General features: G+C 65.4%; 22 protein-coding genes. 16 read left to right on the plus strand and 6 right to left on the minus strand.

What is annotated here, in order from left to right; all coding sequences use genetic code 11:
• The first annotated feature begins 210 nt into the window (after positions 1 to 210).
• Positions 211 to 633: a GFA family protein gene (locus XW59_RS01160; protein WP_047147013.1), complete on the plus strand. Its 423-nt coding sequence runs from the start codon at positions 211 to 213 to the stop codon at positions 631 to 633.
• A 66-nt stretch (positions 634 to 699) separates the two neighbouring features.
• Here XW59_RS01160 and XW59_RS01165 read toward each other — a convergent pair whose 3' ends face one another.
• Complete coding sequence (locus tag XW59_RS01165) at positions 700 to 2,169, minus strand: MFS transporter (RefSeq protein WP_047147012.1); 1,470 nt, start codon at positions 2,167 to 2,169, stop codon at positions 700 to 702.
• A gap of 96 nt (positions 2,170 to 2,265) precedes the next feature.
• Between XW59_RS01165 and XW59_RS01170 the strand changes: the two genes are divergently transcribed.
• On the plus strand, positions 2,266 to 3,060 hold the full coding sequence (locus tag XW59_RS01170; RefSeq protein ID WP_047147011.1) for a helix-turn-helix transcriptional regulator: 795 nt from the start codon (positions 2,266 to 2,268) through the stop codon (positions 3,058 to 3,060).
• Positions 3,061 to 3,091: 31 nt separating this feature from the next.
• On the opposite strand, the gene XW59_RS01175 is transcribed toward XW59_RS01170, so the two are convergent.
• Positions 3,092 to 4,699 carry an oleate hydratase gene (locus XW59_RS01175; RefSeq protein WP_047147010.1) on the minus strand — a complete coding sequence of 536 codons (1,608 nt, stop codon included), beginning with the start codon at positions 4,697 to 4,699 and terminating at the stop codon, positions 3,092 to 3,094.
• Positions 4,700 to 5,085: 386 nt separating this feature from the next.
• On the opposite strand from XW59_RS01175, the gene XW59_RS01180 reads away from it, so the two are divergent.
• From XW59_RS01180 to XW59_RS01235, 13 genes are all read left to right on the plus strand, one after another.
• Positions 5,086 to 6,633: a flavin monoamine oxidase family protein gene (locus XW59_RS01180; RefSeq protein WP_246665971.1), complete on the plus strand. Its 1,548-nt coding sequence runs from the start codon at positions 5,086 to 5,088 to the stop codon at positions 6,631 to 6,633.
• 13 nt (positions 6,634 to 6,646) lie between these two features.
• A complete protein-coding gene (locus XW59_RS01185) occupies positions 6,647 to 7,063 on the plus strand; it encodes a cytochrome c (RefSeq protein WP_047147008.1) in 417 nt (138 codons plus the stop codon).
• Between the two features lie 94 nt (positions 7,064 to 7,157).
• Positions 7,158 to 7,661 (plus strand): RidA family protein, encoded by a 504-nt coding sequence (locus XW59_RS01190; protein ID WP_047147007.1) that lies wholly within the window; start codon positions 7,158 to 7,160, stop codon positions 7,659 to 7,661.
• A 387-nt stretch (positions 7,662 to 8,048) separates the two neighbouring features.
• A complete protein-coding gene (locus XW59_RS01195) occupies positions 8,049 to 8,555 on the plus strand; it encodes a hypothetical protein (protein ID WP_047147006.1) in 507 nt (168 codons plus the stop codon).
• A 21-nt stretch (positions 8,556 to 8,576) separates the two neighbouring features.
• Complete coding sequence (locus XW59_RS29235) at positions 8,577 to 8,741, plus strand: hypothetical protein (RefSeq protein WP_170990088.1); 165 nt, start codon at positions 8,577 to 8,579, stop codon at positions 8,739 to 8,741.
• Positions 8,742 to 8,808: 67 nt separating this feature from the next.
• The gene (locus XW59_RS01200; RefSeq protein WP_082137694.1) at positions 8,809 to 9,120 is read left to right on the plus strand and encodes a (2Fe-2S)-binding protein; all 312 of its coding nucleotides are present in this window, start codon (positions 8,809 to 8,811) and stop codon (positions 9,118 to 9,120) included.
• Entirely contained in the window at positions 9,086 to 9,571 is a 486-nt protein-coding gene (gene bfr / locus XW59_RS01205) for a bacterioferritin (protein ID WP_047147005.1), read from the plus strand. The genes XW59_RS01200 and bfr overlap by 35 nt, the downstream gene beginning before the upstream one ends.
• A gap of 166 nt (positions 9,572 to 9,737) precedes the next feature.
• Positions 9,738 to 10,955: an ABC transporter substrate-binding protein gene (locus tag XW59_RS01210; protein ID WP_047147209.1), complete on the plus strand. Its 1,218-nt coding sequence runs from the start codon at positions 9,738 to 9,740 to the stop codon at positions 10,953 to 10,955.
• 357 nt (positions 10,956 to 11,312) lie between these two features.
• Positions 11,313 to 12,992: an ABC transporter permease gene (locus tag XW59_RS01215; protein WP_047147004.1), complete on the plus strand. Its 1,680-nt coding sequence runs from the start codon at positions 11,313 to 11,315 to the stop codon at positions 12,990 to 12,992.
• Positions 12,993 to 13,003: 11 nt separating this feature from the next.
• A complete protein-coding gene (locus tag XW59_RS01220) occupies positions 13,004 to 13,645 on the plus strand; it encodes an ATP-binding cassette domain-containing protein (protein WP_047147003.1) in 642 nt (213 codons plus the stop codon).
• Positions 13,642 to 16,116: an ATP-dependent helicase HrpB gene (hrpB, locus tag XW59_RS01225; protein ID WP_137326957.1), complete on the plus strand. Its 2,475-nt coding sequence runs from the start codon at positions 13,642 to 13,644 to the stop codon at positions 16,114 to 16,116. Before XW59_RS01220 ends, hrpB begins: the two co-directional genes overlap by 4 nt.
• Positions 16,117 to 16,154: 38 nt before the next feature.
• Positions 16,155 to 17,471, plus strand: coding sequence for an ActS/PrrB/RegB family redox-sensitive histidine kinase (locus XW59_RS01230; RefSeq protein ID WP_047147001.1), 1,317 nt, complete (start codon positions 16,155 to 16,157; stop codon positions 17,469 to 17,471).
• 74 nt (positions 17,472 to 17,545) lie between these two features.
• Complete coding sequence (locus XW59_RS01235) at positions 17,546 to 18,112, plus strand: ActR/PrrA/RegA family redox response regulator transcription factor (RefSeq protein WP_047147000.1); 567 nt, start codon at positions 17,546 to 17,548, stop codon at positions 18,110 to 18,112.
• A gap of 1 nt (position 18,113) precedes the next feature.
• Here the strand turns inward: XW59_RS01235 and XW59_RS01240 are convergent, their stop codons facing one another.
• On the minus strand, positions 18,114 to 18,614 hold the full coding sequence (locus tag XW59_RS01240) for an MmcB family DNA repair protein (protein ID WP_047146999.1): 501 nt from the start codon (positions 18,612 to 18,614) through the stop codon (positions 18,114 to 18,116).
• Between the two features lie 41 nt (positions 18,615 to 18,655).
• The gene (cueR, locus tag XW59_RS01245; protein WP_047146998.1) at positions 18,656 to 19,057 is read right to left on the minus strand and encodes a Cu(I)-responsive transcriptional regulator; all 402 of its coding nucleotides are present in this window, start codon (positions 19,055 to 19,057) and stop codon (positions 18,656 to 18,658) included.
• Between the two features lie 215 nt (positions 19,058 to 19,272).
• On the opposite strand from cueR, the gene XW59_RS01250 reads away from it, so the two are divergent.
• Positions 19,273 to 19,884, plus strand: a complete 612-nt coding sequence (locus XW59_RS01250; RefSeq protein ID WP_047147208.1) for a L,D-transpeptidase — start codon at positions 19,273 to 19,275, stop codon at positions 19,882 to 19,884.
• 89 nt (positions 19,885 to 19,973) lie between these two features.
• Here the strand turns inward: XW59_RS01250 and XW59_RS01255 are convergent, their stop codons facing one another.
• A complete protein-coding gene (locus XW59_RS01255) occupies positions 19,974 to 20,546 on the minus strand; it encodes a NifU family protein (RefSeq protein WP_047146997.1) in 573 nt (190 codons plus the stop codon).
• A gap of 109 nt (positions 20,547 to 20,655) precedes the next feature.
• Positions 20,656 to 21,147: a universal stress protein gene (locus XW59_RS01260; RefSeq protein WP_047146996.1), complete on the minus strand. Its 492-nt coding sequence runs from the start codon at positions 21,145 to 21,147 to the stop codon at positions 20,656 to 20,658.
• Positions 21,148 to 21,172 lie beyond the last annotated feature (25 nt).

Genomic DNA, 21,172 nt, shown 5'->3' on the forward strand with positions numbered 1-21,172 from the left:
CGGGTTGAAGGATCACCCGTTCGAAGCTCGAAGCCGCCTTTTCCCTGGATTTCGGTATTTCGACGATCTACATTGACGCTTCTTGTGCCTGAATTGGCACCAGGCCTCGGCCCTCCGCATCGCCCACCGCACTGAATTGCGGTTCGGCTTGCGCTTCAGCCCTCAATACAAATCCACCGTAATCTCACCCTACAAGCGGGAGGAGTTCCCATGGCCAATGCCCAATGCGCTTGCGGCGCCCTCAGACTGATGCTCAGCGAGCCGCCACGATCGACCGCGCTATGTCACTGTTTCGCCTGCCAGCGAAGAACAGGTGCGCCGTTCAGCGCCAATGCGTTCTATTCGGTCGACAGTGTCGAAATTTCCGGACCGTCTACGGAATTCGTTCGTACCGCAGAGAGCGGCCGCAAGGTCCGGATGCATTTCTGCCCGGCTTGCGGCTCGACCGTCTATTGGAAGCCCGATGCCTCGCCTTCCGTGATCGGGGTGGCGGTAGGGTCGCTTGCCGACCCGGATTTCGCGCCGCCCGCCATGTCGGTGTTCGAACAATCGAAACATAAATGGGTGCGACTTGACGGAACGGTGGAGCGATTCCAGCGCATGCCGTCCGACAAACGGTCGAGGAGCACCTAGGCAGCTTTCGATCGCGCGGTATCCGCGACATGGCCCCAAGCACGGCGATTGTCGCGCGGTCCCGTTCTACTCGTCCGGGCGTCTTGCATGACGCGCGATCCTGGCGATCAGGATTGCTGCGATGATGGCGGTGGCGAGGTTGTAGAACATACCGCCGACGAAGGCGGAGGCGTAGAGGCCGGCAGGCGCCTCCATGTCCGTCCCGCCCGCAAGCGTCGCACCGAACAGCATGCCGACCGCCGCCACGCCCAGCGCCGCCCCCACCTGCTGGAGCGTGGAGATAACGCCTGACGCCATGCCCGCCTGCCGCTCCTCCACAAACCCCAGCACGAGGTTCAGGAGCGGCGTCATGATGAGGCCCTGCGCCGCGCCGACCACGACCAGCACCGGGATCAGATGCGCTACGACGAGATCGGCGCCGGCGAGCCAGACCTGTGCGATCAGCAGGCCGATCGACAGCGCATAGACGAATCCTCCGGCGGCGATGGCGGCCGTGCCGAAGCGGGCGACGAGGCGCGGCGCGCTCATCGAGGCCGCGACGAAGCCGATGCTGCACGGAGCGAAGACGCCGCCCGCCTCGAACGGGCTGAGCCCGAATCCGGTCTGCGCCAGGAGCGCGAAGCAAAGGAAGAAGGACGAGGCGGTGGAATAGATCAGCAGCACCAGCAGGCCGCCTTGCGCGAAACGGGGCTGGCGCATCAGTTTCATGTCGACCAGCGGCTGCAGGCCCGCCCGTCGCCGACCTTCCTGATGGCGGTGGAAGGCGAGGAGCAGCGCGACCGCCGCCGCCAGCGACACGAGGCTCCAGAGCGGCCAGCCATGGGCCGACCCCTCGATCAGCGGCACCAGCAGCAGGGTCAGGCCGAGGCTCACCAACACCACGCCCGGCCAGTCGAGCGAGGGGCGCGAGGGCGCGCGGGTCTCGGGAACGAAACGCGCCATGAGGATCGCGAAGAGGCCGATCGGCACGTTGACGAGGAAGATGATGCGCCAGCCGAGCCCAAGGAGATCGGCCTCGATCAGGAAGCCGCCGACGACCTGTCCGGCGATGGCGGCAAGGCCGAGCGTCATGCCGAGGAAACCGAAGGCGCGGCGGCTGTCGGCACCGGAGAAGTTCACCCGAATCGAGGCATAGACCTGCGGGAACAGCAGCGCGGCGGTCAGCCCCTGCACGACGCGCGCGCCGATCAGCACGCCCGTGTTCGGCGCCAGTCCGCAAAGCGCCGAAGCGAGCGTGAAGCCCGCCATGCCGACGAGAAACAGCTTGCGGCGGCCGTAGAGATCGCCGAGCCGCCCACCGGTGATGAGCAGCACCCCGAAGGCGAGCTCATAGCCGGCCACGATGAACCCTATCTCGGAAAAGCTCGCGCCGAGATCGATTTGCATGCCGGGGATCGCGACATTGACCACGAAGAGATCGAAAATCGTGACAAACCCGGCCAGCAACAGAACGGACAGGCCCAGCCAGGGCGGGCGGGCCGTCTTGGCCGCGGCCTTGATATCGAGAGTTTCAGCGGTGCAGGCGTCGGAATTCATCTTGCGTCCTTTCGTCGTGACGCGATAGGCAATACCGTCGCCGTAGCCTTTTACAATTTAGCTTCTTATGCTGTTACTACCGGTAACGAGACGACCATGCGCACCCTCCAACGAACCCGTCCCGAACTTACCGACTTCCTGCGTGCGCGCCGCGAGCGCCTGACGCCGGAAGATGTCGGGCTGCCGGCGGCCAAGCGGCGACGCACGCCGGGGCTGAGGCGGGAGGAAGTGGCAGCGCTCGCGGGCGTCGGACTCACCTGGTACACCTGGCTCGAGCAGGGCCGGGATATCGGCGTCTCAGCCGACTTCCTCGACAATCTCGCCCGCGTGCTCAAGCTCGACGCCGCCGAGCGCCGGCATCTCTTCCTGCTTGCCCATGAGCGCCCGCCGGCCGAGCCCGGCAAGACATTCTGCGCGGTGCCGTCGCTCGCGCGCCGTCTGGTGGACGATCTCGCGCCTCACGCCGCCTATGTCATCAACCTGCGATGGGATGTGCTGGCCAGCAATGAGCCGGCCGACCGCCTCTTCGGTTTCGGCCGCCACGGCCCCGCCCGACGCAACCTGCTCCGGCTGCTCTTCACCGATCCAGAGCTACGGGACGCCTTCGTTGATTGGGAGGGGCAGGCACCGGCCATGCTCGCCAGCTTCCGCCGCGATTTCGCGGCTTCGCGCGACGATGCCGACGCACGCGCATTGATCGACGAGCTGGAGCGTGTCTCACCCGACTTCAGGCGCTGGTGGCATCGGCAAGACGTGCACGGGCCCTGTACCGGCACGCGCCTGATCCGCATCGACGGGAAGCCTGTCACCTTCGAGCACACCTCGCTGGCGATCGACGGCGGCCAGCATCTCAAGCTGGTGGTCTACGCACAAGTCGACGACCGCCGATGACAGGGCGCGATCGCCGGCTTGCGTCGCCGCCCTACCCGCGATGCAGCATCTTGAGCGCGTCGAACAGGATGCGCGGGTCGTGCTGTCCCTTGTAGAAGGGCGAGACCTTCCGATCGAGCCCGAGTAGTCCGAAAACGGCGATCTGGGCCGAACGCACCGAATACTCCACGGTGAACACCACGTCGTCGGGGATTTCGGTGAACTGGCCGATGAAGGCGAGGTTCCTGGAACCGGCCGGGACGACCTTCGGGCGATCCGTGCCGGTGCGCGGCATGAACTGGCTGGTGATGTAGGGCATCATCGCCGGGATGACGATCGAGGTGTCGCGGATATGCTCCATCTTCTCCGCGAAACGGAGATGGAGCAGAATTTCCTCGAGGATCTCGCGGCCGGTGCATTCCGACATCTTCTTCTGGACAAAATTGCCGACCTTGTCCGGAAACAGGCCATATCCCCACCAGACCCAGGTGCCCTTCGGCTGCTCGTAATAGTGCGGCTGGTGATTGAGCACCACGGTCAGGAGCCAGTTGGAATCCTTGATGGTGACGAGCCCGCCCTTGCCCGCCTCGCTGCCCGAGAACGCCTCGAGCAGGTCGAAGAAGGTCGAATCGTGGGCGGTGACGGTGATCGATTCCCATTTGGTCTTCTCGATGTCCGTGCAGAAAGCCGCCGGGCGTCCGAAATCCGGCGACTTCGCCGCGAGGCGCTGCCACAGTTTCCAGGAGCCGCCATGCTTTTCCGTATCCAGGGCAGGTGCCGCGGTCGACGAGCCGTAAGTCGTGTCGGCGGTCATGCTGCCATTGGTGACGAAGACGAGATCGTCCGGCGCGAGATCGATGTCGCCTTCCTTCCCCTCGGCGAGATAACGGATGCGGGTGGCGACCTTCTCGCCGCCGTCGATGGCGACGTCGATATCGGTCACCTCGGTGCCTGCCCGGAAGACGACGCCGCGCTCCTTCAGCCAGCCCATGATCGGCCGCACCATGGCGTCGTACTGGTTGAACTGGGTACGGTAGATTCCGGCCATCGTGTCGATGGTCGAAAACAGATGCGTGAAGCGCAGGCAGTAGCGCTTGAACTCCACCGCGCTGTGCCACGGCTCGAAAGCGAAGGTCGTGCACCAGATGAACCAGAAATTGCTTTTGAAGAATTCCGGGTCGAACCACTCCTCGATCGTCCGCGTGCCGAGCACGGCCTCGGGCGTCGCGCAGAGCTCCACGAGGTCGAGCCGGTCGCGCTCCCTGAAGCCCAGGTTAGCGACGTCGACGATGGCGCCGCCCGAGACGAGTCTGGCCTTGTCGTTCCAGAAGAACTCCTGATGGAATTCCATCAGTTCGTCCCTGGCCGACTTCTTGGGGTCGCTGATGGCCGGGATGAACGACAGGAGATCGTAGGTGCAGTTGAACTTTTCCTCGAACATGCGCCCGCCGCGCATCGAATAGCCGTCTTGCGGATTGCCGCGCGCGTCGAGGCTGCCGCCGTAATTCTCTTCCTGCTCGAAGATGGTGATACTCTCGCCCGGAACCCCGCCTTCCTTCACGAGATAGGCCGCGGCGGCCAGCGAGGCGATGCCGCTGCCGACCAGATACGCCTTCCTGGCGGAATTGCCCGATCCGTCGGCTGTCGTAGTGTCGCTCATCGGTTGGTACTCCTTCCGTCCTCTATCCGTCCAGTCGGCGCGTCCATGCGGAATAGTTGCATATAGCCGTCGGAATGCAACCACCACATGACGCTAAGCCGAGCCGAGAGGTCGGATTGCACGAACCGTTCCGTGGACCATCCGAATTGGCCAGCAATTGCATTGACCCCCCTTCGGCACGGGCGGAAGATAGGCGGCTACCCATCGATCAGGAAGCCTCGTCAGCGACCGGATTCGAAAGGAAGCTGGCGAGCGCAAAGCCGCCATCCGCATAATCGTGGGGGCGGAACCGAGCTGCATTTCGAGGTTTGCTCCCATTCGCATCATCAAGGAGTTTTCCGATGCCGACTGGATCATCTTCAATGAGCCGGCGAGACCTGTTGTCAATGATCGGTACGGTCGCCGGCAGTGCCGCGATGTACCAGGCCATGACGACGCTCGGTTTCGCCCAGGAATCGCCCTTCACGGGATCGTTGAAGCTGGATGGCGACCCGAAGGGGGCCTCCGTGCTCATACTCGGCGCGGGGCTTGCCGGCATGGTGGCCGCCTACGAACTGCGCAAGGCCGGGTACAAGGTCCAGATCCTGGAGTATCGCGAAGTGGCCGGCGGCCGCTGCTGGACCATTCGCGGCGGCGACAAGTACACCGAGCTCGGCGGCTTCGAGCAGGAATGCAAGTTCGACGAAGGGCAGTACCTTAACCCCGGCCCCTGGCGCGTTCCCTACCACCATCATGGCGTTCTCCATTACGCCAAGGAATTCGGCGTCGAGATGCAGCCATTCAACCAGGTCAACCACAACGCCTACCTGCATTCGTCGAAGGCGTTCGACGGCAAGCCGCAGCGCTTCCGGCACATCAATGCCGACTTCAACGGCCATGTGGCGGAACTGCTCGCCAAGAGCACCAATCAGGGCGGGCTCGACCAGGCCGTTTCCACCGAGGATCGCGAGAAGCTGCTTGACGCGCTGCGCGGCTGGGGTGCCCTCGACAAGGACTACGCCTATGTGAAGGGCGTCGATTCGAGCGAGCGCCGCGGCTACCGGGTGGATCCGGGAGGTGGCCAGATGCCGGTGGCGGAGCCGTCCGATCCGATCGGACTTTCCGAAATCGTCCAGTCCGGCCTGTGGCGGAACCTCTCGACCGGAAACCTCTACGAATTCCAGACCGCGATCTTCCAGCCGGTCGGCGGCATGGACATGATCGCCAAGGGCTTCGAGAAGGAGATCGGCGACCTGGTCACCTACAACGCCAAGGTCATCGAGATCGACCAGGACGACCAGGGCGTGACCGTCCACTACGTCGATTCGGTGACCGGCGGCGAGCCGAAGACGGCGACAGCCGATTGGTGTATCTGCACCATTCCGTTCTCGGTTCTCAGCCAGGTCAAGACGAAGGTCTCGTCCGAAATGCAGGCGGCGATCGACAATCTGCCCTACGCGGCCTCGGTCAAGGTCGGGCTGCAGTTCAAGCGGCGCTTCTGGGAAGAGGACGAACACATCTATGGCGGCATCACGTTTACCGATCTGCCGAACACGCTGATCTCCTATCCGAGCTCCGAATTCTTCAGCAAGGGCAAGGGCGTGCTGCTCGGCGCCTATTCCTGGGGAGCGTGGGCGATGCAGTTCACCTCGCTGCCGCCGGAGGAGCGGGTCAAGAAGGCGCTCGAATACGGCGCGCAGATCCATCCGCAATACAATGACGAGTTCGACAACGGCATCTCGATCGGCTGGCACCGCGTGCCCTGGACGCTCGGCTGCTACGGCACCTGGTCGGAAGACAGCCGCAAGGCGCACTACCAGGCCGCGAGCTCGATCGACGGGCGCATCGCCATGGCGGGCGAGCACATCTCCTACATTCCCGCCTGGCAGGAGGGCGCGATCCTGTCCGGCCTCGATGCGATCAGCCGCCTGCACCAGCGCGTAATCAACGGTTGAGGAGTGCGATAACATGAACCAGATCAAATCGATCGCCGGCGCCTGCGCGGCCATTGCGATGCTCGCCGGTAGCGCCGTTGCCGCGCTCGCCCAATCGTCGGACGCGACGGGCGGCGTCACCGAGACCAACAAGGTCGTGCAGACGGACGGCGCCGCCATCTACGAGACGGTCTGCCAGGGCTGCCACATGCCCGAGGGCGCCGGCGCGATCGGCGCCGCCGCCTATCCGAAGCTCGCCAACAACGAGAACCTCGAGGCGGCGGGCTATCCGGCCTATGTGATCATCAACGGCCAGAAGGCGATGCCGGCATTGGGGTCCATGCTCGACGACGAACAGGTGATTGCGGTGGTCAACTACATCCGCACCCATTTCGGCAACAACTACGCCGAACCAGCCACGAAAGACGACGTCGAGGCGGCGCGACCCTAGGGCGCAGCAAATCCACGGGGCGCCTTCTTGCAAAGGCGCCCCGCCTTTTCGACAATCGACAGGTACACGTCCTTCCAAAATTCAAGGAGCTACGATGACGAAACGACTCGCTTCCACTTTGATTCCGCTGGCCATGCTGCTGTCGACGCCCATGGCCTTCGCTGAAGGCGAGGTGGTCCGCCATTCGACGCCGGGCTCCAACTTTCCGATCGCCCGCGCCGTCGAGGTGCCGGCCGGCCTGACCACCGTCTATGTCAGCGGAGCGGTTCCCCCGGTCGCCGACGAACAGGCCGAGAAGAACACCGTCGCCGCCTTCGGCGATACGGAGGCGCAGACGGTCGGCGTGCTCAAGTCGATCGAGAAGACGCTCACCGACCTCGACCTGACCATGGGCGACGTCGTGAAGATGCAGGTCTTCCTGGTCGGCGATCCCGAGAACGAAGGAAAGATGGATTTCGCCGGCTTCATGAAAGGCTACACGCAGTTCTTCGGAACCGAGGCGCAGCCCAACCTGCCGAGCCGCTCGGTGATGCAGGTCGCCGGTCTCGTCAATCCCGGTTGGCTGGTCGAGATCGAAGTCACGGCCGTCCGCAAGTAACGAAAGGTTCCCGGGAAGCTTTCGAAGGAAGCTTCCCGGGCGGCGCTCCGGCGCGCGCTCGTCCCCGAAGGCGACGTTCCGAGCATCGCCGCAACCAAAGCGCGAAAATTGCGGGGAAAATACTTAGAACCATTCTAAGCTATTGATCCATGAGTGTTTTTGTCATGTATGAATTGACAAGACCACTGTTCATGGGCTTTATGTCGGGTGCTCCAAGGGAGCGCCAACCTTTGATGTCTGGGCCTTGAACCCTTTCGATTGGAGGACGAAATGTCTGTCTGCCTCTCGCGGGCCGGCCGTGTTGCCGTCTGCAATCTCCGCCAACGATCGTCATCCCGGTCCGATGCGGCCGCGGGCGCCTCGCCGACATCGTCGCGGGGCCTTTGAATGCATTTTCTCGAGGAAAACGAAGGCTGTGACGTCGACTGCTATTTCCAGCGCAAGCCGGAAAAGCTGGTGCTCGAAGGCTATCGCCGCTGGATGGCGGGCTTCGAGACCGGTTCGGTCGCGCCGTGGGAGATGACGTGGGAGCTCTATGCCGCGGCGCTCGGCGCGCGGCCCGGCCGCCAAGCCCTGGCGGAGCTTTCGAACTTCGTCCGCACGCTGAGGCATTGCGCCGCATGCCCCATGCGCAGCTTCCCCTTCAACGCGCACCATATCTGTCGCGACGAATGCCTGACGCTCGGGCTCATCGCCGGCTATCAGCATGGCGACCGCAGGACCGCGCAGACCTGCCTGTCGGCGATCGCCTGCGCCGCGCGCGGCCCGCAGATCTCGGAAGCGGCCGAAAGCTTCGCCGATACGCTGGCGGCGCTGGACCAGAAATTGCTGCCGATCCCGCAATTCGCGATCGAGGACGTGCTGGCGCGCTCCCGTTCGCAAACGGTGCATTGAGGTGACGCGATGAGGCGAAGAATGGCCCAGATCTCGTCGATATTGGCCGCCTGCCTTTTGACGGCGGCGGTGTTCGTGCTGCCGGACTCGGCCGGCAACGACAACAGCGCGGCCGCGAATCTGGCGCGCGAACTGAGCGGAGTTTCGCCCCACGTCACGAATGTGGGGCTCAATCTTACCCGGTGAGGACCGGGTCCGTAAGGAAACACATCGCATGCCGATGCGCGCGATGACCCAAAAGTAGAGTTTGGAAATGCTGGTCTGTCACTGCAATCTGATTACCCAGAAGGAAATCGAGCAGGTTGTCGTCGAGCTTCTCGACGCGGATCCGTGGCAGCTCATCGTTCCGGCCAAGGTTTATCATACGCTGAAGAAGCGCGGTCGCTGTTGCGGCTGCTTCCCAAATGTGGTGGAAACGATCATTCGGGTAACCGAGGACTATCACCGGCGCGCGAGCGCCGGTGAAAACGAGATCGTACCATTCCTGGACCGCGTACGTGGATTGCGCGGCCAGTACGGGAGCAGCAGCAATGAAGGGCGAACAAAGGATCATCGAGCGGCTTAACGAAGCCCTCTTTCTCGAGCTTGGCGCGGTCAACCAGTATTGGCTGCACTACCGGCTGCTCGAAGACTGGGGATACACGAAGCTCGCCAAGAAGGAGCGTGAGGAATCCATCGAGGAGATGCATCACGCCGACAAGATCATCGAGCGAATCATTTTCCTCGAAGGTCATCCGAACCTGCAGAAGGTCGGTCCGCTGAGGATCGGCCAGAACGTCCGGGAAGTGCTCGAAGCCGACCTTGCCGGCGAATATGACGCCCGCACCTCCTACAAGAAGTCGCGCGAGATCTGCCAGGAGCTCGGCGACTACGTGACCATGAAGCTTTTCGAGGAACTGCTCATCGACGAGGAAGGCCATATCGACTTCCTCGAGACGCAACTCGAACTCTTCGACAAGATCGGCGAGGAAAAATACGGCCAGCTCAACGCCGATTCCGCCGACGAAGCCGACTGACTTCTCAATAATGGCGGCCGTGGAATTCCCGGCCGCCATTTTCTTTCGGCGCCACGGCGCATCACCTTCCCGTCACGCCTTGTTGACCCTCCCCCGTCTCGGCCCGCATTGACGCTGTTTGCCCGCATATGCTCAATCGCCGGTGAAATTCCAGACGGGAGCCTTCCTGATGAAAAGATTGCTGATCGGCCTCGCCTTGCTTCTGGCGATGGCGACGCGCGCCCTCGCCCTCGATCCCGCGAAATGGGACGAGGTTCTGGAGGACGCGAAAGGCGAGACGGTCTATTTCAACGCCTGGGGCGGATCTGAGAACATCAACGCCTATCTGGAATGGGCGGCCGGCGAGATGCAGCGGCGCTACGGCGTCGGCGTCGTCCACGTCAAGCTGGACGACACGGCGACCGCCGTCGCCAAGGTGGTGGCCGAGAAGGCGGCCGGCCGCAACGACGGCGGCAGCGTGGACCTCATCTGGATCAACGGCGAGAATTTCGCCTCGATGAAGCGTCAAGGCCTGCTGCTCTCGCCCGGCTGGGCCGAGAAGCTGCCGAACTGGCGCTATGTCGACGCCGACGACAAGCCGACGATCCGCACCGATTTCACCATTCCGGTGGAAGGGCTGGAAAGCCCCTGGGGCATGGCCAAGCTGGTCTTCTTCCATGATTCCGCGGAGACGCCCGCGGACGCCCTGCCGAAATCGGCGCGCGAGCTGCTTGCCTGGGCCGGGGAGAACCCGGGCCGTTTCTCCTATCCGCAACCGCCGGACTTCACCGGCACCTCCTTCCTCAAACAGGTGCTGGCGGAATTGGTCGAGGACCGTTCGGTGCTTCTGAAGCCTTCAGACGATGCCGATTTCGACAAGGTGACCGCACCGCTCTTCGCCTATCTCGACCAGCTCAACCCGCTGATGTGGCGCGGCGGCAAGGCCTATCCCCGCAACTATCCGGCGATGAAGCAATTGCTCGCCGACAACGAGGTCGACATCATCTTCGCCTTCAACCCGTCGGAAGCCTCCGGCGCCATCGCCAATGGCGAGCTGCCGGACACGGTGCGCTCCTTCACCTTTCCCGCGGGAACGCTGGCGAACACGCATTTCGTCGCTATTCCCTACAACGCCTCGGCCAAGGCCGGCGCGCTGGTGCTCGCCGATTTCCTGCTCTCGCCGGAAGCCCAGGTCCGCAAGCAGGATCCGAAATTCTGGGGCGACCCGACAGTGCTCGCGATCGACAGGCTCGATGAGGCCGACCGCGCGGCCTTCGAGGCGATCGATCTCGGCGTCGCGACCTTGCGCCCCGAGGAGCTCGGCCCGGCGATCGACGAGCCGCATCCAAGCTGGATGGAGCGGATCGAGGAGGAATGGAAGCGCCGCTACGGCGTGGGGAACTAGCGTCGGCGCGCGAGGCGCGAGCCGACAGCAGCGGCCCTTCTCATGGCGACGCCCCCTCCACCGCCTCCGGCGGTCCCCCTCCCCCGTAAACGGGGAAGGACCCCGGGAAGCGGCCGGCCGCAACGCCGGATCCTCCCCTGCAACGCGGGAGAAGGGGACCACGCGCAGCGTGGTGGAGGGGCAGCATGTGATGACGTCCCGCCGCCCGGAAAGAAGAACGGTAAGCTCTGCCTTACCATTCCTGCCACGACGCTGTCGACCGACGCTGGCCGGTCTCCACTTCAAGGAACGACAATCCCCACCAAGCTCAGGAGACCAGGGGGTATTCTTGCGCCGGCAATTCTATAGTTTCACTCCATGCTGACGCGCCTCGGCCCTCCCCTAACGGTGTTCCTGCTTGCCGGCCCCATCCTTTTCGGCCTCGCCGGCACGGTGCTGCCCGCCTTCGGCTATCTGCCGGCGCTCGGCGGCAACGAGTTCACGCTCGCTTACTTCGCCGACTTCCTGGCGCGACCGGGGATAGATGGATCGATCGGCCTGAGTTTCCTCGCCGGCATCGCATCGGCGGGCATATCGCTGCTCGTCGTGATGTTCTTCGTCGCCGCCTGGGCGGGCACGCGCGTCTTCTCGCGCCTCCAGCACCTCGTCTCGCCGCTGCTTTCCGTACCGCACGCGGCGGCCGCCTTCGGCCTCGCCTTCCTGATCGCGCCATCGGGCATGATCGCTCGTCTCGTCTCGCCGGAACTGACCGGCTGGACGCGCCCGCCCGACATCGCCGTCGTCAACGATCCGATGGGGCTCGCCATGATCGCCGGACTGGTGGTGAAGGAAATTCCCTTCCTGCTTCTGGTGACGCTCGCCGCCATGCCGCAGGTCAGGCTCGCCGAGACGCGCATGCTCGCCGCCTCGCTCGGCTACGGACGCGTCGCCGGCTTCCTCCTGCTTGCCTGGCCCGCGATCTACGCGCAGATCAGGCTCGCCGTCTTCGCCGTCATCGCCTTCGCAAGCTCGGTCGTCGACGTCGCGATGATCCTCGGCCCGACGACGCCACCGACGCTCGCCGTGCGGCTCCTTCAATGGATGAACTCGCCCGACCTCTCGATGCGATATCTCGCTTCCGCGGGAGCGCTGGCGCAGCTTGCCGTGACGGCGGCGGCACTTGCCGCATGGATCGGGATCGAACGTCTCGGCGCGCTCCTGCGCAACCATCTGGCGCTTCGCGGCCGGCGCTTCCGCCACGACGCGCCGGCAAGGCACGGCGCGCTCGCCGCCATGTCCGTCTCCGCGCTCGTCGTCTTCGCCGGGCTGGCCACGCTCGCCATCTGGTCGGTTTCCGGCTTCTGGAAGTTTCCCGACACGCTGCCGCAATCCTTCACGCTGAAGACCTGGATGACGGCCACGCCCCGGATCTTCTCGCCGCTGGCGACGACGCTCGTCGTTGCCGTCGCGGCGACCATCGCCGCCGTGATCCTCGCCATTCTCTGCCTGCGCCGGGAGGACGAGACCGGCCGCCGGCCGGGACGCTGGGCGCTGTTCCTGGTCTACCTGCCGCTCATCGTGCCCCAGGCGGCGTTCCTCTTCGGGCTCCAGCTCCTTTTCATCCTGACGGGGACGATGGCAAGCCTGCCGGCGCTGATCCTCGGGCATCTCGTCTTCGTGATGCCCTATGTCTTCCTTTCGCTGAGCGATCCGTGGCGCGCGCATGACCGCCGCTACGAAGCGATCGCGGCGGGCCTCGGCCGCAAGCGAAGCGAAACCTTCTGGAAAGTGAAGCTGCCGATGCTCCTGCGCACCGTGCTCATCGCCGGCGCGGTCGGCTTCGCGGTCTCGATCGGCCAATATCTGCCGACCGTTCTGATCGGCGCCGGGCGGCTCGCGACCGTCACGACCGAGGCCGTGGCGCTCGCCTCCGGCGGCAACCGCCGCGTTATCGGCGTCTACGCCTTCCTGCAGATGCTCCTGCCGACGCTCGGCTTTCTCGTTGCGACCGCTTTGCCGGCGATGCTATTTCGCCGCCGGCGCGCCATGCGCATTTGAGGACGGAACGGATGGACGACAGGGGGCTTTCTCTCGACAAGGTGACGATCGCGCTCGGCGCGACGCAACTCCTGTCGCTCACCCGCCATGTTCCGCCGGGCGAGGTACTGACGGTGATGGGGCCTTCGGGCTCGGGCAAGTCGACGCTGCTCGCCTATATCGGCGGCTTTCTCGATCCGGCCTTCACCGCCACCGGCCGCGTCATGGCCGGTCCGGTCGAGATCACACGCCTGCCGGCGGAGGACCGCCATGTCGGCATATTGTTCCAGGACCCGCTGCTCTTCCCGCATATGTCGGTAGCGGGCAACCTGATCTTCGCGCTTCCGGCGCATGTCGCGGACAGAAAGGAGCGCAGGCGCCGTGCCGAGAGGGCACTGGAGCGGGTCGGTCTTGCCGGGCTCGGCGAGCGCGATCCCGACACGCTTTCCGGCGGCCAGAAGGCGCGCGTCGCGCTTGCCCGCGTGCTGTTGTCGGAGCCGCGCATGCTGCTGCTCGACGAGCCGTTCTCCAGGCTCGACGCCGATCTGCGCCAGCAGATGCGCGAGCTGGTCTTTTCCCGCGCCCGCGAAAGCGGGCTGCCGGCGCTGCTCGTCACCCATGACGAGGCAGATGCCCAGGCCGCCGGCGGCGACGTCGCGCGGATCGGCGAATGAGCGCGCGCGCCCTTCCCCGCCTGCCCGTCAGCGAGACCCTGCCAGAGCTGGAGAAGGCATTGGAAAGCGGCCGCAACGCCGTGCTCGTCGCCCCGCCCGGCGCGGGCAAGACGACCATCGTGCCGCTCGCGCTTCTTGACACGCCCTGGCGCGGCGACGGACGCATCGTGCTCCTCGAGCCGCGTCGGCTCGCCGCCCGCGCCGCCGCCCGTCGCATGGCGAGCATCATCGGCGAGGAGCCTGGCGGCACCGTCGGCTATGCGATGCGGATGGAAAACAAGGTCTCGGCGAAGACGCGCGTCCTCGTCGTGACCGAGGGCGTGCTTGCCCGGATGATTCTCGACGACGCCGAACTGCCCGGCGTTTCCGCGGTGATCTTCGACGAGTTCCACGAGCGCTCGCTCGACGGCGATTTCGGGCTCGCGCTCGCGCTCGACGTCCAGGGCGCGCTGAGGCCCGACCTGCGGCTGCTCGTCATGTCGGCGACGATCGACGGCGCGCGCGTCGCCTCGCTGCTCGGCCACGCGCCGGTCGTCGCCAGCGAGGGCCGCAGCTTTCCCGTCGCACTGCGCCACGAAGAGCGTCCAACCGACATGCGCATCGAGGACGCGATGGCGCAGGCGGCGCGCTCGGTGCTTTCGGAAGAACAGGGCAGCGTGCTAGCCTTCCTGCCGGGCCAGCGCGAGATCGAGCGCACCGCCGAACTGCTGCGGGACCGCGTCGCGGCCGATGTCGACGTCGTGCCGCTTTATGGCGGGCTCGACGGCAAGGCGCAGGACGCGGCGATCCGCCCCGCGTCCGCCGGTCGACGGAAGCTCGTGCTGGCAACGAGCATCGCCGAAACCTCGATCACCATCGACGGGGTGCGGGTGGTGATCGATTCGGGCCTGTCGCGGCTGCCGAAATACGAACCCTCGACCGGGCTGACGCGGCTCGAGACGGTGCGCGTATCGCGCGCCTCCGCCGACCAGCGCGCCGGTCGCGCCGGCCGCACCGAGCCGGGCGTGGCGCTGCGGCTCTGGCGTGCCGAGCAGACGGCCGCGCTGCCAGCCTTCACGCCGCCGGAAATCCTGGAGGCCGACCTTTCCGGCCTCGTGCTCGACTGCGCCGCCTTCGGCGTCACCGACCCGACGACGCTCTCCTTCCTCGATCCGCCGCCGGCGCCCGCGCTTGCCGAAGCGCGCGCATTGCTTGCGGATCTCGGCGCCATCGACGTCGGCGGGCGCCTGACGGAGGCGGGCCGAGCGATGCGCAAGCTCGCCCTGCCGGTGCGGCTCGCACATATGGTCGCTGAGGCCGCGAAAAGCGGCGACGAGGCGACGGCGGCCGAAATCGCGGTGCTTCTCACCGAGCGCGGGCTCGGCGGCAACGCGGCCGATCTCGACCAGCGACTTTCGCGTTTCCGGCAGGACCGCTCGCCGCGCGCCCGCAACGCCCGCGACCTCGCCGCAAGGCAGGCTCGCTCGGCACGGCTTGGAGGAAGGAAGGCGGAAGACGAAACGGGCCGCTCGGCCGGCGCGCTCCTTCTCCTCGCCTATCCCGACCGCGTCGCGATGGCACGCGGGGAATATGGCCGCTTCGTCCTCGCCAACGGGCGCGGGGCGGCGCTCGATCAGTCGGAGCAGCTCGCCAAGGAAAAATTCCTGGTCGTCGCCGACCTGCAGGGCAAGGCCCAGAACGCACGCATAGGCTCGGCCGCCTCCATCTCGGAGGACGAGCTGCGCCGTGATCTCGCGCATCGGCTGGAGACGTCGAGCGAAAGCTTCTTCGACGCCGGGCGGCGCGCCGTGCGCATGCGCGAGACGACCAGGCTCGGCGCGATCCGGCTCGCCGAGCGGCAATTGCCTTCCCCGAGGGGCGAAGAGGCCGACCGCGCCGTGATCGAGGCGCTGCGCGCGCACGGGCTCGACCTCATCGACTGGAGAAAAAGCGCCGGCACGCTGCGCCGCCGGCTCGCCTGGCTGCATCGCGGCCTGGGTGATCCGTGGCCCGACATGAGTGACGAAGCGCTCGCCGCGAGGCTCGACGACTGGCTGGCGCCCTTTCTTTCCGGCGAGCCGTCGCTTGCCGCGATCGACGCACAGACGCTTTCCAACGGGCTGATGTCGCTGGTGCCGCACGATGCGCAGCGGCGGGTCAACGAGCTGGCGCCGACCCATTTCGATGCGCCGTCGGGCAGCAGCGTGCCGATCCGCTACGACGAGGAATGGCCGGTTCTGGCGATCCGCGTCCAGGAGCTATTCGGTCTCGACCGCCACCCGTCCATCGCCGGCGGCACCGTGCCGCTCGTGCTGGAGCTTCTTTCTCCCGCCCATCGGCCGATCCAGACGACGCGCGACCTGCCCGGATTCTGGCGCGGCTCCTGGGCGGATGTTCGCGCCGAGATGCGCGGGCGCTACCCGAAACATGCCTGGCCGGAGAACCCGCTCGAGGCGGCAGCGACGAACCGCGCCAAGCCGCGCGCGAAATAAGGCTTGGCGCGGGCCGCTGGCACGCGCATATACGGCCCATGGCAGCAAGCATAAGCAGACCCGACCCGCAGCAGATACACCATTTGCGCCTGAACACGCTGATCAGGCTGCGCTGGCTGGCGATCGTCGGCCAGAGCGCGGCGGTGCTGATCGTCGCCTATCTCCTGGAGTTTCCGCTGCCGGTCAGCCTGTGCTTCGCGCTGATCGCCTGCTCGGCCTGGCTGAACCTCTTCCTCGCCTTCCGCTATCCGGCGACCCATCGCCTGCAGCCGCTCGCCGCGCTCGGCATCCTGATGTTCGACGCGCTGCAGCTCGCGGGCCTGCTCTTCATGACCGGCGGCCTCACCAATCCCTTCTCGCTGCTGATGACCGTGCCGGTCGTCATCTCGGCCACCTCGCTGCCTGCGCGGTGGACGGCGCTCCTCGGCCTGATGGTGGTGGCGATGGCGACCGGGCTGATGTTCTTCCATCTGCCGCTGCCATGGTTCCCCGGCACGACGCTTTCCATGCCCTTCATCTATGTCGTGGGCGTGTGGATGGCGGTCGTCTCCTCGATCGCCTTCACCGCCGTCTACGCCTATCGCGTGGCGGAGGAGGCCCGGCTGCTCGCCAACGCGCTGGCGGCGACCGAACTGGTGCTCCAGCGCGAGCAGCATCTTTCGGCGCTCGACGGGCTGGCGGCGGCGGCCGCACACGAACTCGGCACGCCGCTCGCCACCATCTCGCTTGTGGCGAAGGAGATGGAGCGGGCGCTCGGCAACGATCCGCGCTATCGCGAGGACGTCACCCTTCTGCGCTCGCAGAGCGAGCGCTGCCGCGAAATCCTCAAGCGGCTGACCAGCCTGTCCTCGGAGGGAGAGGCGCACATCGCCCGGCTGCCGCTGACCTCGCTCATCGAGGAGGTGATCGCGCCGCATCGCGATTTCGGCATCCGCATCAATCTCGCGCCGGGCCAGCGCGCCGGGCCGGAGCCGGTCGGGCGGCGCAATCCGGGCGTCATCTACGGGCTCGGCAATCTGGTCGAGAACGCGGTCGATTTCGCGAAGGAAACCGTCACGCTGAGTTGGCAATGGGACGAGCAGAAGGTCCAGATCAGCGTCCTCGACGACGGGCCGGGTTTTCCCGCGGAGGTTTTGGATCGCATCGGCGAACCCTATATGTCGAAGAGGCCGGCGACCGCGGGCGGCGGCGGCCTCGGGCTCGGGCTTTTCATCGCCAAGACGCTTCTGGAGCGCTCCGGCGCCACAGTCAGCTTCGGCAATGCCGGAGAACCGGGCAAGGGCGCGGTGGTGAGGATCGCATGGCCTCACGACGCTTTCCTGTCTTCGACGGGTGCCGCCGAACTGGCCTACTAACGAATCGGCCTGCCAAAGTTGGAAACGGGCGCATTTTGGCCTAAACAGGGAAAAACAGCAGAAAGAATGTGAAAATGATCGAGGAAACCGCAATCGAAGCCGCCGATCTCCTGGGCGACGACCGTTCTTTGCTCATCGTCGAGGACGACAAGCCCTTCCTGACCCGGCTTGCACGCGCCATGGAAGGGCGCGGCTTCACGGTGGACACGGCCGAAAGCGTCGAGGAAGCGGTCGCCAAGGTCAAGGCCGGCGCTCCCGCCTTCGCGGTCGTCGACATGCGGCTCGGCGACGGCAACGGGCTGGACGTCGTGGCCGCGATCCGCGAAAGACGCGACGACGCGCGCACCATCATCCTCACCGGCTACGGCAATATCGCGACGGCGGTGACGGCGGTGAAGCTCGGCGCGGTCGACTACCTCTCCAAGCCGGCGGACGCCGACGACGTGTTTGCCGCCCTGACCCGCATATCGGGCGAGAAGATCGCGCCACCGGAAAATCCGATGTCCGCGGACCGCGTGCGCTGGGAGCATATCCAGCGCGTCTACGAGATGTGCGACCGCAACGTCTCGGAAACCGCGCGGCGCCTCAACATGCATCGGCGCACCCTGCAGCGCATTCTCGCCAAGCGCGCTCCGCGCTAGGCTACTCGCTCTCCCCTTCCAGAGCGGGGATCGACACGCCGGCCATCTCCGCCGCCGTCAGCCGCGAGGCTCCGGCGCGCGCGATGCGCAGCATCAGCGCCTTGCGGGTCGCCGGCGCCAGGCGATGCTCCGGTGCCTCGCGCATGATCTCCGCGCCGTAGCCGTCCGACAGGATGAACCCGCACTCCTCGGGAAATATCTCCGCCGGAACCTCCGGATGGGTGGCGAAGAAGAAGCGGTCGGAATGGAGCCGGTATTCCGGCCATTTGCGGTCGACGCGGAAATCCTCGATCGACGACTTGATCTCGATGATCCAGATGTCGCCCTTGCGGGTGAGCGCGACGAGATCGGCGCGGCGGCCCGTCGACAGCGACAGTTCGGGCAGGATGGCGGCGCCCATCTCCGTGAGCAGCCTCTGGACGCCGCGGCGCACGATCAGCGCGCGCTCGGACTGGCGGCCGTCGACCAGCGGGTTGGAGGGAATCGGAGAGATGATCGGCATGCGCCCATCCTGCCATTCTTCGCGGCGCGCTTGAACCCCGTTCAGTTCGCTGCCGACAATGCTCCTGCCATGTCGTCGAGAATCGGGCAGTCGGGCCGGTCGTCGCCGTGGCAGGCATGGATCAGCCGGTTGAGCGTGCGGCGCATCGATTCGAGCTCGCGGATCTTCTCCTCGATCGCCTCGACATGGGCGACCGCGATCTCGCGCACGTCCTGGCTGGCACGCTCGCGATCCTGGTAGAGCGCCATCAGCTGCCGGCATTCGTCGATCGAGAAGCCCAGCCCCCTCGCCCGTTTCAGGAAGGCCAGGCGATGCACGTCGTCACCCGAATAATGGCGATAGCCGTTGGCCGAGCGCCCGGGAGCGAGCAGGCCGATATCCTCGTAGTAGCGAATGGTCTTCGCCGGCAGGCCGGAACGGTCGGCGGCTTCTGAAATGTTCATGATGTGACCTGTCCTGCAACGAAATAGGAAGACATTGTTCCTGTCCTTCTTCTTCACGGCTTCGTGAGAATGTTGCTCAAATACCATAGAGGCACAGCAACCTGCAGTTTTAGCGGCGCGCCATCTTGGCAAATGTCGCATCCCGCGCCTAAAGGATGATGGCAGAAATGCGGCCCGAATCGGGCCTCTTCTATATGGGATCGTCGGATCGAATTATGAAGTTGAAGTCTCTCTTGATTGTCGCAGCCCTGGCAACGGCGCTGGCGGGATGCACCACCGGCGGGCTGAACGTTTTCACGGCTGAATACGGCGCCAGGAAGGACGCGGGCTATCAGCTTCCGGCAATCCCGATCTACAAGGTTCCCCGGCAATATCATCGCCAGGTGGTGAAGTACCGGTCCGACGAGGCGCCGGGCACAATCATCGTCGATACCCGGGAGAAGTTCCTCTACTACATCATGCCGGAAGGCAAGGCGATGCGCTACGGCATCGGCGTCGGCCGCGAGGGCTTCGAGTGGTCGGGCGCGGCGCGCGTCGCCATGAAGCGCGAATGGCCGACCTGGACGCCGCCGGCGGAAATGATCAAGCGGCAGCCGGAACTCGCCAAATGGCGCGGCGGACAGCCGGGCGGCCTTTCCAATCCGCTCGGCGCGCGCGCGCTCTACCTCTTCAACAAGGGCGGCGACACCGGCTACCGGCTGCACGGCACGCCGGAGTGGAACTCGATCGGCCATGCCATGTCCTCGGGCTGCATCCGGCTGATGAACCAGGACATCATCGACCTTTACGAGCGCGCCGAGGTCGGCGCCAAGGTCATCGTCAAATAAGCGGACCGTCTAGGCAACACACGACGTCCAAATGCGAAAAACCGGGCCTTGAGCCCGGTTTTTTGTTGCTTTCCGCAGGCTGGGAAAAATCAGCCGACCTGCTCGACCTGCTGCACTTCCGGCACGAAGTGGCGGAGCAGGTTCTGGATGCCGTGCTTGAGCGTGGCCGTCGAGGAAGGGCAGCCGGCGCAGGCGCCCTTCATGTTGAGGAAGACGACGCCGTTCTCATAACCACGGAAGGTGATGTCGCCGCCGTCCTGGGCGACCGCCGGGCGCACGCGCGTGTCCAGCAGCTCCTTGATCGTCAGGACGATCTCCTCGTCGTCCTTGTCGTAGAACTCTTCTCCGTCGCCGTGGCGCTCACCGGCGCCCGACTCCGTGGCCATCACCGGCTGGCCGGACATGAAGTGCTCCATGATCGTGCCCAGGATCGCCGGCTTCAGGTGCTGCCAGTCGGCGCCGTCCTTGGAGACGGTGATGAAGTCATAGCCGAAGAACACGCCGGTGACGCCGGGAACGTCGAAAAGCCGGCCGGCGAGCTGCGATGCGGCGCCCGCGGTTTCCGCGTCCCGAAAATCCGCTGTTCCTTCCTCCAGGACGACTTTACCCGGCAGGAACTTCAGCGTCGCGGGATTGGGGGTCGCCTCGGTCTGGATGAACATGTCGGTTCTCCACCTTCATTGTTTGGAATAATTCTAAATAAGCGCATGAGGAACAAACTGCAAGCGCCGTTTCACCCCTTTATCTAGGAAGCGCGGGGCCGAAGCGCAATCAGGCGAGGCTTTCGATGTCCTCGTCGGAGAGGCTGTAGGGAACGACCGTGACCGGAATGGGAAACGCCGCGCCCTTGCCGGCGACTGAGGCGACGAGGGGGCCCGGCCCTTCCTTCGAACTGCTCGCGGCGAGCACGAGGATGGCGATGTCCTGGTCCTCCTCGATCAGCTTGTGGATCTCCTCGGTCGGCACGCCCTCGCGGATGACCAGTTCCGGTTCGATGCCGAGCTTCTCGCGCACCTTGGAGGCATGCGCGTCCAGCGCCGCATTGGCGGCGGCGGTCGCCTCCTCGCGCATGATCTGTTCGACGCCGAGCCAGTGCTGGAAGTCGCCCGGCTCGATCACATAGAGCAGGACCACGGCGCCGCTGGTCGACTGCGCACGATGGGAGGCATAGGCGATCGCACGCTCGCATTCCGGCGAATCGTCGACGATCGTCAGGAATTTCCGGCGATGCCCGGCCTCCCGGCTCAGTCGTCTTGAAACCATAAGCTCTCCCGCACCTCGGCCGCGC

Source organism: Aquamicrobium sp. LC103, from assembly GCF_001014615.2.
Classification (GTDB): Bacteria; Pseudomonadota; Alphaproteobacteria; order Rhizobiales; family Rhizobiaceae; genus LBCQ02.